Genomic DNA, 14114 nt, shown 5'->3' on the forward strand with positions numbered 1-14114 from the left:
ATGTGCAATCCGGATCACTCCGGCCGATTCGATGCCCTGCTGTCGCCAAGAAGAGGATCAACCGACGAACCCGGTGCTGATTGACTCCAGGTAGCCAATCGCATCCTCGGTCCGGCCTTCCTGTACCAATTGCAACAGGGACTTGTGACGGAACTCAGGAATGGGTTCGTTCTTGACCAGGAAGATGGCGCGTTGTGCATCCGGCTGCACCGCCGCGGCGGCCGACACCACTCGCATCAGGTCACGCAGTGCGGATTGCAGTCTTGGCGATTCCGGGTGGGTGCGCAGGGTGTTGCGATGGACCCCCGCCAGCTCGGCCAGTTCCTGCTGCTGCAGGCCAAGGATGTCGGCGACACCCGCTGCAGAGAACCGCGACGTCCCGGGTTCCCGCGTCGATTCGAGCACATCTGCGAAGCTGGCGACCATGGCCTTGCACCTGAGGTGCATTTCGTAAATGCACATTCTGCGCACAGTACAGGCACAGATCAAGTCTCAGCCCGTCCCGCGGCCTGTCGCAACGGGTAAGTCGCCTGCTCCAGCTGCCGCAAGAGGAACCGGCACGGTCCTGGATCGCCGGCCCGCTGGGGCCAGGGCATTGACCCGTTCGGCGGCCATGGGCGGGCGATGCTTGATCCATTGGGTTGCGGTGAATGTCACTGGTTGTCGGGGCTCGGAATCGACGACAGCGGCAGAAACATCGGTGTCGGCTCTGGTCGGTCGAGCAGGAGGCCCTCGACCACCGACACCGGCTCGAAGCCATAGCGAAGATAGAAGGTCCGGGCCGCGGGCTTCGCATCGACGACGACGCCGACACACCCGATCTCGTCGGCCATCCGACGGGCGAGGGTCAAGGCGAAGCGCAGCAGTGCCCGGCCGACCCCGCGGTCCCGCGCCGTCTCGGCGACCGCCAGTCGCGCCAAACGTAGCGTCGGCAAGGGGTAGTGCGGCAACCGGCGGCGGCGCTCGGCGGGAAGCGCGTCGATTTCGATCTCGGATGGCGAAACGGTGACAAAGCCGAGGATCGCGTCATCCTCGACCGCGATGTAGGTGACGCCGAGATGGTGGCGAAACTGGTTTTGGCCCGCAAAGCGATGGAAAAAGCGGTCGAGGTCTGGGTGTCCGCTGCGGAACTGGTCGCGATCGTCGTTAGGCTCCAGTCGCCGAATCCTCATGCTCATAAGGGATCGCTGTGAGCGGGCTCGGGGTCCTCGCCGAAGAGCTCACGCATGGCCCGATTGGGGGCCTCCTGAGACGCCAGCCGCTCCAGCAGCCGCTCGCCCGACGCGGCCGTAACCACGAGGCGCGGGGGTATCACGATATCCTCAGGGATCTCGTTGATGGCCTGTAGATGGTGCAGCAGCGCCTGCTCGATCACGAACCCTTTCTTCATGCCCCGGGCACGGACGTACCGTTCCAGGCGATCACGGGTTTCGGGAGAGATATTCGCGGAAATCTGGGTCACGTCTCACCTGCTCGCGCTGGTTTCTACAGAACTGTAGAGAAGTCTAGCATGACACCGAAGACCGCCTGCGCCGGCGGTGCGGTAACGCTCAAGAAAAGATCGCCCGGCGGTTTCTCTGCTCGGGCTGAACTGCAGGTCCATCGGCCGCGGCGTAGCATCTCTACCGGAACCGCTGGCACCGCGGGCGGGGACTCGGTGTCCGAGCGCGGCGGCCAGCTTGCCGCGCTGACGGCCACGGTCCCGGCAGAACAGCAGGCGCGCGACGCCGACACGCAGCACTGGCTTTCCCGACTCTCTGAACATCAGGCGGCAGTGGCGGAGGCCCGTACCCGGGAAACGGCGCTGACCGAGGAGAAGAAGGCCCTGACCTTGGAGGCGCGGCGCTTGCGGCAGGACCTTCGGAAGGTGCAGTTCGGGCTCGACGATGATGAGCGTGCGCGCAGCACCGCTCGCCAGGGCTGATTTCGCATTGCAGGTTCGCTTTCGACCCGTAGATGCCGTCAGTATGACCATACTGAGCGTCCACAAGGTAAGTACCCTAATAGAATAATCTAAACAACCAAATTATTGTAAATACTTGATTTATAGAGCTTTACACTATTTATGCTCTTATGGCGGTTGACAAGAAGTACTTAGCGGTAAGCGGTCAGTCACTCACTTCATAGCGTTAAACCACACAACATGCGGCTCATACCGATGAGGTATTGCAGGAAAATATTCTTAGCAACGAGAAGCAGAGACAATATTGAACCATTCTTTCCATCTATCCGCCGTCCCAGAATCGGGCGAAGAATCTGTCCTGAGGCGCCACCCCTATGCACAACGGGAAGGCTGAGAATCAGTATTTGATATCCACTAAGAATCCGGTCTGACCAGAGCACGGATAACCGCCCGGCGCCTTGTGTGGATTCAAACTGGGAGATTGATTTTCTCGGCGGAATTTTTTCCCGCACAGGCCACATTGGTAGATGTAAGTTGGCCTCTGTGACTGAGGCAAAGACGATCGGCCGCTCCGCTGGTGTGCAGGGTGCGACAACGAGGACGTTCTACTTGCTGCCCCGAGCCCTGCCGAGCTTGACGAGCGTGGCGTCTGGAGGACACGAACCGGCCCCTCCGGCGTCAGCTCGACGGCATAACGTGGCGCAAAACTGTTGTCTGTCGTATGGGCACCTTCAATTCGGTCGACGCGATAGCTGCGATGTTCGTTTGCATCAACGTTCCAGGCATGAAGGACAATATTTCCGTCCTGTGTGCGCCGCAAGGAGTATGGTTCTATACGGCGGGTCGAGCCTTGATAGTCTAGATTTACGCACAACCGGTTAGCAGCGGCAAAGCGGATGATTTCGATATAGGACTGGGCCGGGCCGCTTAAAGGAAGCCGGATGGTCCGCTCCCGGATAACCACCTCGCCGCGCCCCAACGTGTAGGCGGCAAGAACGATCGGGGCTGCGCCGCCAGCCAGCCATGAGAAAAACTGGGGAAGCATCTCCCAAAAGGACGCTACCGGTGGCAATGCCGGAAGCTGGTGCGCCAGCATCGAAGTCCAGGCGCCCTCAAGATCTGCTTTATGAGCGTCGAAGTCTCCAGCGTTTGGTACCGGGATACCTTTGAACTCACATTTCTGGCGAAGGACATCGAGCAGAACCGAAGCGGTGGGGCGCGCGTCTTCGTGTCGGTAGAGGTTGATTACATCGTAGAGGTCGCGGGGCCTGGTACGCTCGGCGAGCGCACGTATTTTTTCCGCAAAGACTTCTTCATAGCCATAGGCCAAGACGGAAATGCCGTCGGTAGGACTATCACTATAGGGATGAAAGACCGGGACCTTCACAGGCGGCAGCACCAGACGCTCATCTGCCGTGAGATCAAGTTTAATGCGTGGCATGCCGCCAGCGGTGGGGGAGACCGAACCGCGATAGCTGAGTTTGCCCTGGCAACTCATCTGGCCGCGTGGGTTCGCGTAAATGTCAAAACTTTGTGACTTAGCAGGAAATTCCAATCCGCTGTTTTCGTAAATCCATTCGGCGATCTCGCCGAACACAGGTTGCAGAAAGCCTTCCCGAAGATGCGATTTATCCTTCAGCGTAAAATCGAGGTCTTCAGAAAATCGGTAGGTTTCAAAGTAGCACTTCTTTAGACAGGTGCCGCCCTTGAAGATCCAATTGTCGGCCAGCGCATCATGGGCGTAGATGCCAGCGAGCACCCACCCCAACGCGTAGTCTTTTTCGACAACGTGAGGATTGAGATTGAGGTTAGACGCAGCATCCAAGATCTCGCGTTTAGTGATCATACGCGCTTCTCATTTGACCCAGGTTTCTGGTACGCGCAGCCGCCATCTAGTTACCAGGCGAACGCACTGAAGCGCCGGATCAAGCTTGGCGTGACCTTGGGTAAGACGATCTCTTGCAGCTTGGACCAGCGCCCCGCCGCGGGGATGTCTCTCGGCAAGAAATCCAAGCCGTTTGAATATGGCTCCGTTTCCAATACGTTCGGCATAACCGATAAGTCGGTCCGCGTCGAGCTCGGGTCGATTCAGATAGCGCTCGAAACAATCGCCAACATGCTGAATACCGCCGCCTAATGCAGGATCATCGAGAATATCGACGATCGTCCGATGAATATCTGAAACGGCTACTTTCGTTTGCCCGCGCCAAACGGATTTGATGCCAAATATCAGATCCTCCCGTATGTGCTTAAGCGTAAAGACGGCGCTTTGGCACTCAATCGATTTCTCCCGAACCGGACGGGTCGTGCAGACGACGATGTCGCGGAATATTTGTTCGGTCAGGTCCCAATGCTCGGCCGCCGTACGACCCGCGATATATGCAGGCGAAAACAGGGCCGGAACCAGAATCCAGGAGTCCTGAACTACCGTTTCGGCGTTTAGGAAATCAAGCTGCACGGGAACGTAGGTACCTTTTCCAACGCGGCGCATCCAACCCTGCGATACCCAGCGCGACAAAAGCTTGGCCGCACGTGTACGAGGGACGCCAAGGGCCTGGACCGCATCTTCAATGCGCACGACATCGCTGGCTGCATTAATTACAGCAGCAAGCCTGGTTTTTCCGATCGACAGATTTTCGTATGAGGGCACCATGAATTATCATTATCTCATTTTTTCGCGTAAAGTGTGAAATTATTGCATCTCAATATACTTTTTTCCGGTTCTTCTAGGGGATCGGCAGACGGGGCGGGAGTTAGGTTTCGGGGGTTGGGGAAATCCGCACAAGTCCGGCAAAGGCCCCTGCCATCCAGTAAGTGTCTGATCTTGCGGTTTTCTAGCCAGGAAGTTTCGGTCGACGTACTGAAACTCGACTTTGGCCATTTTTCCGCCTGGCCAGAGTCATGATAATCAACGAGTTATCTTGGACGGAAAAATTAGCAGGGGGTCCTCGCCGGGGTTCGCATCGGTCCCACTGCTCCCTAACCCCATCCTGATTTTTCGTGCTTTTATATTTCAATCAGTTAGCCATATTTGCTGTTAGGAAAATGGCCAAAGTCGAGTGAAAAAGATATATCACAATAGAAGTGTTTCTCGAAAATCGTGAAAAGATGACATGATGATATAGTTCCTTGTGAAGGCGTAGTCGATCTTCTTGGGGGCCTGCTGAGCTACAAGACGTTGGCCGCAACGGAACCTGGGAGGGCATGATGGTCAGGGGGACAGGGGTGCGAAGAGGCAGTAGAGGTAGGCGTTGGGTTAGCCTTGGTGTTCTCGACCGAAAGGTTGCGGGGTTTGTGGGCTGACTCGTGAATGCTTGTGGACGAGCAATTTTCGGCAGCTTTGGATTTCATCACGGTCGCCCGGCAAGGCTTCCTTACCGACCGCTCATGGCCGATTGGGGAGGGCCAGTCGACGCCCGATCGATGCCGACCGGCTTTGCCGGGCGGACAGCTATTCCATCGGCCGCTCGCTGCGTCGCACCGCTGCCGGAACCGCGGGCGGCGGCTCGGTGTCCGAGCGTGACGGCCACAGTGCAGGGAGATGCAGAACAGCAGTCGCGTGACGCCGAGCTTGGCCGGCGACTGGCGGACAAGCTGGTGCGCGTGGTGGACAGCACCGGGCGGGAGGACTGGCTCCTCATCCACGTCGAGGTCCAGGGAGACGCTGAACCCGACCTGGCCGAGCGGTTGTTTGTTTACAATTACCGCATCTACGACCGCCACCGGCGCCCGGTGGTCAGCCTGGCCGTGCTGGCCGACGAGCGCGCCGACTGGCGCCCGGACCACTTCGGCTGGCAGCGCTGGGGCTGCGAGGTCGGCATCCGCTTCCCCTGCGTCAAGCTGCTCGACTACCGCGCCCGCTGGGCGGAGTTGGAGGCCTCGACCAACCCCTTTGCGGTGGTCATCCAGGCGCATCTCAAGACCCAGGAGACGCGCCACGCCCCCGAAGAACGCTACTGGGCCAAACTGGCGCTCGCCAAGAGCCTCTATCGACGGGGTTGGGCGCGGGACGACATCCTGGAACTGTTCCGCTTCATCGACTGGATGCTGCGCCTGCCCGAGGTACTGGAAGAACGCCTCTGGTCCGAGATTCAAACCTTTGAGGGGATAGAGCACATGCCTTACGTCACCAGTGTTGAGCGGATCGGCATCCGTAAGGGCCTTCAGGAGGGTATTCAGCAGGGTATCCAACAGGGTATCCAACAGGGTGTTGCGCAGGGGCTGCAACACGAGCGTCTGCTCCTCGTGCGCCTGGCCCGGTGGCGCTTCGGAGCCGAAGTCGCCGAGCGTAGCGCGCCGCTGCTCGACCAAGTCCCCAACGCCCAGGCGCTGGAAGACCTGGCCGGGACGCTCCTCGCTAGTCCGGATGGGGGGACCTGGCTGGAAGCGTTGAATCAAGCCGCGGGGTGATCCACGACCTTGGTCATGTCAGGCGAACCTGATCATCGTTCCAGCCATCCTTGGGTCGGTCTCGGCACCGGCCCGGCGGCACGTTCGGCCCACTTACGACTGCGTGCGAGGCTTGACGGTCACGGGGGTACGGGGAGGTTGCCGTCATTCGATGTCCCGCGGGAACCCCCGCCATTGCAGGCAGCGAGATCGCGGGGCTACCGCAATGGCGAGGCCAGCGACAAGAATTCCCGGCAGGCCGCCGGCAGTTCAAGCCGAAAGCCGTGCCAGTCATCCCGCAACACACCGTCGAGATACCACGGCGGTACATCGTCGAGCGTGTCGACGACCCACCACCTAGGATGTTCAATCTGACCCAAAAAGGCGCTGAAAAGCCCATGCAAGAAGCGTGTTGCCGGGAAGGCCCGGCTGTCGGTTCTGTGCTCGGGTGGGTACGATGACGGTGCGACACTAGCTCATGCCCAGCCCTTGACAAACGGCGAACGGTTGGCCAGCCTACTGGCGCGGTGATCTGACCGCCTTGCCGGAGCGCGCACGACGTGATGAACGCATTCAAGAGCCCAGTGAGCCGTCTGGCCAACCTGTTCCAGCGGTCACGTGATGCCTGGAAGGCGAAAGCGTTGGAGCGGCAGCAGCGCCTGCGGGCCGCGGAGGTCAAGATTCGGGATCTGGAGCACAGCCGCGCGCAGTGGAAGGCGCGTGCGCTAAAGGCGGAGCGTGGGCGAACGGGCGCCGAAGAGGCCGCGGCGCCGGCGGCTGACGAACCAGTGGATGAGCCACCACAGCTTGCGCTGTCCCCGCCGGTCGGCCATCACTATTCGGTCATGGTCATGCAGTTGACCATGCGGCTGTATCTGCACGCGGGGCTTGGCAGTCGCGGCGTGGCGCGGGTCTTGAATCTGTTCGGCGCGACATTCCCGGTGGCGGCGCCAGCCCACACCACGGTGCTGAACTGGATCTATCGCTGCGGTCTCGCGATCCTCAATCGCCAACCGGAATGGCGCACGGATTGGATCTACGTCGCTGATCATACCATCGCCTTGGGGGCATCCAAGTGCCTGGTAATCCTGGGTATTCCGGTGAATGCACTGGCTCGGAGCGGTTACAGTCCGGGTCACGGCGCCATGCAGGTGCTGGCCGTGGAGATCACCACACACAGCACGGGGGCGTGGGTCGCGAACGTGCTCAGGCGCGTTGCGCAACGCACCGGTCCCCCGGTCCAGATCGTTGCCGACCACGGCAGCGACCTGCGCAAGGGCATCGCCTTGTTTCAGGAGCACGCCACTGCCTGCGTCTATACTTATGATATTTCTCATCTGATCGCGACGCTGCTCAAGGCCGAGATGGGCCGGGACGCGCGCTGGGAGTCCTTGCTGGCGCACTGTCGCAACGCCTGGTCAGCCTTGCAGCAGACCGATCTGGCCTTCTTGCTGCCGCCTCGGCAGCGCCTCAAGGCGCGTTTCATGAATCTGGATGTCCAGGTGCGGTGGGCACAACGGCTCCTCGCCTACCATGATCGCGGCGACTTCAGCGCGATCCGCGCGCAATACGTCCTGAAGTGGCCGGCATGGGAGCACCTGTGCGCGCGGTTCGGCGCCGCCCGGGCGCACCCATTGCGGGCCATCGTCGGCATTCGCTATCCCGACCGGGCGGCTTTTTGCCAGGCACTGCAGACACACTCAGACCTCGAGAGTGATACGCTCGACGATGTGTTCTGGCAGCAAGCGGACGCTGGGTACAGCCGCTTCCTTGACGGCTTTGCCTGGCTACTGTCCTACCGGGATGACCTGGTGGATTACGCGCAAATGATGGCGCAATCCAAGCTGATTCAGTCGCACCTCAAATCCAAGGGCCTCCAGCGGGGCTCCCAGGAATCACTCCAGGCCACGCTGCCACCGCAGTCAACGCTCACCCCACGCACGGCGGCCTTTACCCAACAGATGCTCGCGAAGGTGGCAGTGGAAGCCGCCAAGATCCCGACTGATAATGTCTGGCTGGCATCCTCCGATATCATCGAATCGGTCTTCGGGAAATACAAATGCTTCACCGCCAGGGGGCCACTCAAGGAGATCGGCAAGCTGCTGCTTGCGATTCCTGCCTTCATCGCCGACCTGGCGACTCCGTTGATTCGGGAGGCGATGGAATCGGTGCGTACGATTGATGTCGAGCACTGGGCGCAAGCGCATATCGGTGCGTCGATGCTGGCCCGGCGTCGGCATGCTCTCATTGATTCGTTATCAAACACTAAAACTGTATGAAGATAATTTGTGAAATAGGTCCGATATTGAACACCCTACCCACCACCCCCGCTGCCAGTCCTGGCGAAGCGCCGGCAGCAGGCGGGTTCCACTCGCCCAGTCGGACAACGACTCGACCAGGGCACTGGTGAGCAACTGCGGCGGGGGATGCACCAATGCGCAGCCGAGGATCAGCGCCTCCCGGTAGGTTTGTGCGATGGCCCCGAGCGCACCGGCGAGTTGGCGGTCAGACCCGGCGCCGAGTTGCGGTCGAATACGCGCGTTGGTGTAGGTCTGCAGCTCATGCAGCCGCCGCCACATCCCCGGGTACCGCGGCACCCCCCACAGGAGCTCCAGGATCACGGTCACGCGGTGGATGCGCATGGCTTGGAGCACGACCCATGACCTGGCCGCGGTCGTCTCCGGACCGCCGCTGGCCGTGCGGTCGAGACCCTGGAGCACATGGGCGAGCAGGTCGACCCATCCCTGCGCGACCCGTTCGACAAGCAAGGCGCCGGGCTGACGCGCACCGGTCCGTGGCGGACGCAGCCGCACACGGCGCACGAGCGCGCGTACCCGCGGAGCGAGAGAGTGCAGGGCCTGGACGGCGGGCCCCGGCTCCACTGGCAGGCGGCAGAGACTGGTGCAGAGCGTGGCCAGTGCCGTGGCGTTGGCCCGCAGGCTGGTCGCATCCGCGGGCGCCCACTGCGCGGCAATGGCGGCCTGATCCCAGCGCTCGATGGTCTGACTGCCATCGCCTAACCCGCTGTCCCAGAGCGGTTCTGACGCGGGCGACAGCGAGTCCACGGACGCGCTATTCATCGCGAGCGCCAACTGCAACTGCGTGTCACTACAGGGTGCCATGAGCACCGAAACGCGTGGGTCCTCATCGTCCCGGTGCACCAGCCGCTGCGGCGTTGCCGAGACGACGATGAACCGCAGGCCCGGTGACAGCGGATGTTCGACCAGGAACGCGAGAATGCTGGCATGGGTGTGGCCGGCGACCGGTAGCTCGATGAGGAACACCTGGTGGCGGCGTTGCGCAAGCGCCCGCAACGCCTCGCCCAGGCCGACGCATACCGTGGGCCGCTCGCCGAGCGCCCACAGGCGGCGCGCCCAGGCGGGGGCCTGGTGCTCCGACAACACCAGCAGGTGGCGGGACTCACTGTCCATGGCGGTCAGACGAACTGGCCAACGACGGTGCCGCCAAGCACACCGATCCCAAGGAGGGCGACCAAGGCCAGGCCCCGCCACCGTCGGAGTTGCTGCCGGACCGGCGCGAGGTGCTGAACGACGACCGCGGTGACGAGGGCATGGGCCTGCGCCTCGCTTTCGGTGGCGATCTGTTGCAGACGCCAATTGATCTGCCGGGCCATCTGGATCCGAAACCCCTCGTTGATGCTGCGTAGCGCCGACATGAGATCTGGTGGCGAGCGCCCCACCCCGATGACCTTGGTGTGCTCGTGCGCGCGCAGGTCGGCGAGGATGACCGGGAGTTGTCGCTCCAGGAACGCAGTAAACAGGGGGACGAGATGCTCCTCTGGCAGGGGCCCCACCCGGTGCGGCGGCGCCTTCATCTGGTCGCGTTCGCTCTCGACCAACGGCAGACCATCCAGGGGTGCCGCGGGACCCGACAGCCGCGCTGGGGACTCCCGGCCTTGCTGCATGCCGCGCCTGGTCATGCGCTCGGAATCGTCGGCCACCCCCGCCGAACGCGGTGCTGCCGGTTCAGCGGAAGGTGGCGGAGAATGGATCAGGTGGTCCGCGTTCGCCCCGAGGAGGTCATCGCTGTCGGGGTAGAGGGGCAGGCCGTCCACGGTCGCGTGTTCTTCCACCAGGTAGGCACTGGGTCCCGGCGGCGGGCTGGCGATCCAAGCAGACGCTTGCCCAACCACCGCGGCGGTCTCCAAGTCCTTGACGACCTGGTTCGCCCAGGCACCCGCCTGCGCACTCTGGAAGACGGCCGCAGCACCCGCCGCAAGGCCCTTGGCGCCCATCCGCTGGCCCGCGCTGTCGTCGTCGATGAGGTACACCGGCAGCGTGGGATAGTTGGTACGCAGTCGCGCCAGGACCTGTAACCCGCTCAGTCCAGGCATGACCACGGCCATGATAACGGCCGCGGGTAGGGCGAGCGCGCACCGACGCAGGGCCCCCTCCCCCGCTTCCTCGGTGGTGACGAGCGCCCCGCCGCGCGACAAGGCCGTGCGCACCAGGCGCTGTCTGGTAAGGTCGGGAACGACGAGCAGAATGCGTGGTTTCGGGGTCGACATTATTTCAATTTGAGCGACGTGCCCTTGTTGATGATGAGTTCAATCCCGCGCCCCGCATCGACTTCGAGCACTGGGAAGGTGTTTTCGGCCATCTTCATGTAATACTCGGCCAACTTGTCCATCGCCCCGCCGACGCCACCGGCAAAGCCGGCCTCGGCCGCCTGGGGGGTGAACATGGACTGGAACTGGACCTGGCTGCTGGTGGCGCCGTTGCTGAACGCCGTCGCCGGGACCTGCGTGAAGACCTTCGAGAACGCGGTCAGGAAGCCGGCCTGCAACGCCTTGGCGAGCAGGGCGCCCTGCTTGCTCACCAGGCGGCCACGGATGCCGACCTTGCCGTCTTCGCCGACCGCGTAGGCGTCGAGTGGGACTTCAATGACCCCACCGTCGGTGCGCACGCACGTCAGCGTCTCGGCGCGCAGGTAGGCGCGCTCCGACCCGAGATCCCCAAAGCCCCCGACGATCACGAAGCACTCCTTGACGTCGGCGCGGAACCGATTGGGCAGGAGCGCGTCGTGCTTGATCCGCACCAGCGCCGGGGTCGGCTGCTGGCGGGCGCCCTGCCCGGTGGGGGCGTCCAGGCCATTGAGGAGCACACCGGTGAGGATGCTGCCGGCCGGGATGAACAGTTCGCCCGGGGCCGGGGCGGCGGGTCGGCCAGGAGGCGGCGCGGGCGGCGGCGGGGCGCTGACCACGCGGATGTCCAGGGCACGGCCGGCACCGCTCGCGTGCGCCCCGGGCACCGCAGGGCTCGGCGCCTTGGTGGTCGGCGGGCTGAACATTTGATTCAGTGGCCGCTCGCCTGGCGGCGTGGGCACTGGTGCCGCCGGTGCCGACGTCGGCGGGATCACCGGCTCGGCCAATCGGCCCGGGGGCCGCACAGCAGGCAGCGACACGGGCGGCAGCACCGGCTTGGCCGTCTCCACCTGGCGGCGCAGGCTCTCCAGTTGGTCCTTCAACTGGGCCATCTCGACGCGCTGGGCCTCGACCACGGCGGGGTCGACCGGGGGCACGTCCGGTTTGTCCGGCGGTTTCGCCAACGCCTTCTTCACGTCATCGACGTGGTGCTCCATGCGCTCCAGTCGGGCGGCCAGGCCTTTGATGCCCAAGGAGCGTGGATCGGTGTCGGTGAGCAGGTTGCGCACCAGCTTCTCTTGGGCGCTCCCCTTGGGGGTGGGTGGCCCGGCGCTTTGCACCGCGAGCGCAGCCAGGACGAGTAGCACGGAGGCGCCAGCACCCCAGGCGACCACGCGCTGGACGCCGGGCGACAAGGAAGCCCACTGGGTCTTGAGATTGATCACCGAGGTATGCCGCTCGGCTCAGTCGCCACGGCGCCCGCTTGGAGCACCAGGAACACCTCGGTCTCTTGCCCGGGCGCCAGGGTCTTCAACGGCCAGGCACTGACCGCCGCGACGACCCCCTGATCCAGCGCGCAGGCAGACTCATTGGCCGCCACGGTGCCGGTTCCGGTATTGCGCACGCCGAGCGTCAGCACGCTGGCGCTCGCCCCTTGGCTCAACTGCGTCTTGGTGATCGTGAGCCCTGCGGCGCAGTGCGCCTTCGGGCCGCCGTCCTTGACCTGGAACCCGGCCGGTAGTCGCCGCTGGGCCATGGCCCGCAACAGGTCGGTCAAGGCGGCGACGTAGGCGTCGCTACCGCGGCCCTCCCCCCCGGCGAGCGGCAGCAATGCCGACTTGCCGCTGTCGGGTGCCGCACCGCTCGCACCCTTGCCGTGATACCCGGGGACGGTGAGGCGGATCTCGCGCGGCGGCACGTACCGTGGGGCCAGGGTGAGCGACAACGCCAGGTCGTTGCTCTGCCCGTCGCTGATGTACAAGGAAACGGGTTCCTCGGTGGATGTGGCCACGTAGACCACCTGGCCATCGACACTGGTACTGGCCGCGGAGACGGTACGCACCACCGGAGTCGCAAAGGGCGTGACGATACGGTTGAGATGGTCGATGGCAATCTCGATCAACGCCGTGGTGCCCGGGGCGATACTGACGTTACGGGGTCCCAGTTCCATCGCGACGGGTGAGGCTTGGCCTGCCGACTGTCCCATCCCGACCCGCAAGAAGCCGCCACGGTGCTCCGGGGCACTGCTGGTCCGGCGGGCGCTCAGATCGCGCCCGCCGACTTGTCGAATGGTCGGGGCGCCCCCGGGGACGCCCTCCCCGGTCCCGGTCAGGTCGGCGCGCGGTCCCGCCGCCGCGGTGCGGACATCCAACAGGTCGCAGGAGACCCGCGGGATTGCGGCCCCGGGGTCGGGCTCCGGCGCGGCCTGGGCAGCGCCGAGCGCGAGTGAGATGCACAGGGCGAGCAGAGTCGGTTGGCGAGTCATCGCGGGCTCCCTTCGGTTGCGCCGATACGCGGCTCCCCGGGATAGGAATCCAGGAAGACCACGACCGGACGATAGTTCTTGAACTCGACGCGCAGGGCATAGGTGCGTGAGGTGTTGACCGGCTTGGCGGCCGGTCCGCTGGTGACGTGGGTGCCGGTGATATAGATCGTGCCGCTCGCCGGATCGCGACTGATGGCCCGGGGCTCGAAGGCCAGACTGACCTTTTCCCGGCGAATCTCGGCGACCTGGGCGTCCAGGACCCGCAGCACGTCGACCCGCAGGGCGGGTGACAGCAGGGGTTCCAGGGCCTTGATCAGGAACTCGGCGTTGCTGGGGGTGACGTTTCCGAGCAACTCGGCGACGAAGAGGGCCCAGGCTTCCCGGACCTCCTGACTGGCCGAGGAGCGGGCCACCGAGACTTCCGCTTCCAGGACCGGCGGCACCAACACCACGGTGCGATCGGTCTGGTTGATCGTTACCGCCAACACGCAGTTGACGCCGATCAGCAGCAGGATGATGATCCGATTGACCCGATTCTCCAGCGTCAACCCGGCCCAGGTAGCGAGAAATCGCTGAAGGTTCATGGTAGCCACCGCCGACAGAACGGATTGGGGGTGGTACGCCCACGCAGCGGCAGCAGGCCGTACCAATAGAGGAAGTGCAGGGCGTGCCCGTCGGGGCGCCGCTCGCGGTACTTGGAATACAGGCGCACCAGGAGGACGCCCAGGATGATCAGTTTGAACATCGTGCTGGGACTGCCGGTGAAGATCCCGATGACCAGACACAGCACGATCGGGACGAGATCATCAACGCGCCACAGCAGGATCAGCGGTGGATCGTCGATGTACTTGGGGATTTCGGTTGGGTCAGCCATGGGCGCAGTGTGCTGCCCAGCAGGCGGGGACCGTGAGAGCCGAAAGTTCCGATTCTTGGGGGGAATGCGGGAAACGCCG

General features: G+C 63.4%; 14 protein-coding genes. 3 read left to right on the plus strand and 11 right to left on the minus strand.

The features are described 5' to 3' along the window. Positions 1-57: 57 nt before the first annotated feature. From THSYN_RS30370 to THSYN_RS30380, 3 genes are all read right to left on the minus strand, one after another. Entirely contained in the window at positions 58-426 is a 369-nt protein-coding gene (locus THSYN_RS30370) for a DNA-binding protein (protein WP_172965406.1), read from the minus strand. A 227-nt stretch (positions 427-653) separates the two neighbouring features. After that, a complete protein-coding gene (locus THSYN_RS30375; protein WP_236849006.1) occupies positions 654-1172 on the minus strand; it encodes a GNAT family N-acetyltransferase in 519 nt (172 codons plus the stop codon). 2 nt (positions 1173-1174) lie between these two features. Continuing rightward, complete coding sequence (locus THSYN_RS30380; protein WP_236849007.1) at positions 1175-1390, minus strand: hypothetical protein; 216 nt, start codon at positions 1388-1390, stop codon at positions 1175-1177. Between the two features lie 120 nt (positions 1391-1510). Between THSYN_RS30380 and THSYN_RS30385 the strand changes: the two genes are divergently transcribed. Continuing rightward, on the plus strand, positions 1511-1924 hold the full coding sequence (locus tag THSYN_RS30385) for a hypothetical protein (RefSeq protein ID WP_236849008.1): 414 nt from the start codon (positions 1511-1513) through the stop codon (positions 1922-1924). Positions 1925-2300: 376 nt separating this feature from the next. Here THSYN_RS30385 and THSYN_RS30390 read toward each other — a convergent pair whose 3' ends face one another. Together THSYN_RS30390 and THSYN_RS30395 are read right to left on the minus strand one after the other, a co-directional pair. After that, positions 2301-3749, minus strand: a complete 1449-nt coding sequence (locus THSYN_RS30390; RefSeq protein ID WP_100922825.1) for a nucleotidyl transferase AbiEii/AbiGii toxin family protein — start codon at positions 3747-3749, stop codon at positions 2301-2303. 9 nt (positions 3750-3758) lie between these two features. Continuing rightward, positions 3759-4556, minus strand: a complete 798-nt coding sequence (locus tag THSYN_RS30395) for a type IV toxin-antitoxin system AbiEi family antitoxin domain-containing protein (protein ID WP_100922826.1) — start codon at positions 4554-4556, stop codon at positions 3759-3761. Between the two features lie 866 nt (positions 4557-5422). On the opposite strand from THSYN_RS30395, the gene THSYN_RS30400 reads away from it, so the two are divergent. Together THSYN_RS30400 and THSYN_RS30405 are read left to right on the plus strand one after the other, a co-directional pair. Further along, positions 5423-6313, plus strand: a complete 891-nt coding sequence (locus tag THSYN_RS30400) for an RpnC/YadD family protein (protein WP_157818055.1) — start codon at positions 5423-5425, stop codon at positions 6311-6313. A gap of 542 nt (positions 6314-6855) precedes the next feature. Further along, complete coding sequence (locus THSYN_RS30405; RefSeq protein ID WP_100918684.1) at positions 6856-8571, plus strand: hypothetical protein; 1716 nt, start codon at positions 6856-6858, stop codon at positions 8569-8571. On the opposite strand, the gene THSYN_RS30410 is transcribed toward THSYN_RS30405, so the two are convergent. From THSYN_RS30410 to traL, 6 genes are read right to left on the minus strand one after another with little or no spacing between them, the layout of a single operon-like run. After that, a complete protein-coding gene (locus THSYN_RS30410) occupies positions 8551-9723 on the minus strand; it encodes a hypothetical protein (protein ID WP_100922828.1) in 1173 nt (390 codons plus the stop codon). The genes THSYN_RS30405 and THSYN_RS30410 overlap by 21 nt on opposite strands. 5 nt (positions 9724-9728) lie before the next feature. Next, positions 9729-10820: a response regulator transcription factor gene (locus tag THSYN_RS30415; protein ID WP_100922829.1), complete on the minus strand. Its 1092-nt coding sequence runs from the start codon at positions 10818-10820 to the stop codon at positions 9729-9731. Next, positions 10820-12121 (minus strand): TraB/VirB10 family protein, encoded by a 1302-nt coding sequence (locus tag THSYN_RS30420; RefSeq protein WP_100922830.1) that lies wholly within the window; start codon positions 12119-12121, stop codon positions 10820-10822. Before THSYN_RS30420 ends, THSYN_RS30415 begins: the two co-directional genes overlap by 1 nt. Then, entirely contained in the window at positions 12118-13161 is a 1044-nt protein-coding gene (locus THSYN_RS30425; RefSeq protein WP_100922831.1) for a TraK domain-containing protein, read from the minus strand. Before THSYN_RS30425 ends, THSYN_RS30420 begins: the two co-directional genes overlap by 4 nt. Next, positions 13158-13745: a TraE/TraK family type IV conjugative transfer system protein gene (locus tag THSYN_RS30430; RefSeq protein WP_100922832.1), complete on the minus strand. Its 588-nt coding sequence runs from the start codon at positions 13743-13745 to the stop codon at positions 13158-13160. The genes THSYN_RS30425 and THSYN_RS30430 overlap by 4 nt, the downstream gene beginning before the upstream one ends. Continuing rightward, complete coding sequence (traL, locus tag THSYN_RS30435; protein WP_100922833.1) at positions 13742-14035, minus strand: type IV conjugative transfer system protein TraL; 294 nt, start codon at positions 14033-14035, stop codon at positions 13742-13744. The genes THSYN_RS30430 and traL overlap by 4 nt, the downstream gene beginning before the upstream one ends. Positions 14036-14114 lie beyond the last annotated feature (79 nt).

The organism is Candidatus Thiodictyon syntrophicum, from assembly GCF_002813775.1.
GTDB classification, from domain to species: domain Bacteria; phylum Pseudomonadota; class Gammaproteobacteria; order Chromatiales; family Chromatiaceae; genus Thiodictyon; species Thiodictyon syntrophicum.

Bases quoted from the DNA above. Each gene is read 5' to 3' on its own strand.
- THSYN_RS30370 (WP_172965406.1), bottom strand. From the start codon at position 426: ATGGTCGCCAGCTTCGCAGATGTGCTCGAATCGACGCGGGAACCCGGG.
- THSYN_RS30375 (WP_236849006.1), bottom strand. From the start codon at position 1,172: ATGAGGATTCGGCGACTGGAGCCTAACGACGATCGCGACCAGTTCCGC.
- THSYN_RS30380 (WP_236849007.1), bottom strand. From the start codon at position 1,390: ATGAAGAAAGGGTTCGTGATCGAGCAGGCGCTGCTGCACCATCTACAG.
- THSYN_RS30385 (WP_236849008.1), top strand. From the start codon at position 1,511: ATGACACCGAAGACCGCCTGCGCCGGCGGTGCGGTAACGCTCAAGAAA.
- THSYN_RS30390 (WP_100922825.1), bottom strand. From the start codon at position 3,749: ATGATCACTAAACGCGAGATCTTGGATGCTGCGTCTAACCTCAATCTC.
- THSYN_RS30395 (WP_100922826.1), bottom strand. From the start codon at position 4,556: ATGGTGCCCTCATACGAAAATCTGTCGATCGGAAAAACCAGGCTTGCT.
- THSYN_RS30405 (WP_100918684.1), top strand. From the start codon at position 6,856: ATGAACGCATTCAAGAGCCCAGTGAGCCGTCTGGCCAACCTGTTCCAG.
- THSYN_RS30410 (WP_100922828.1), bottom strand. From the start codon at position 9,723: ATGGACAGTGAGTCCCGCCACCTGCTGGTGTTGTCGGAGCACCAGGCC.
- THSYN_RS30415 (WP_100922829.1), bottom strand. From the start codon at position 10,820: ATGTCGACCCCGAAACCACGCATTCTGCTCGTCGTTCCCGACCTTACC.
- THSYN_RS30425 (WP_100922831.1), bottom strand. From the start codon at position 13,161: ATGACTCGCCAACCGACTCTGCTCGCCCTGTGCATCTCACTCGCGCTC.
- THSYN_RS30430 (WP_100922832.1), bottom strand. From the start codon at position 13,745: ATGAACCTTCAGCGATTTCTCGCTACCTGGGCCGGGTTGACGCTGGAG.
- traL (WP_100922833.1), bottom strand. From the start codon at position 14,035: ATGGCTGACCCAACCGAAATCCCCAAGTACATCGACGATCCACCGCTG.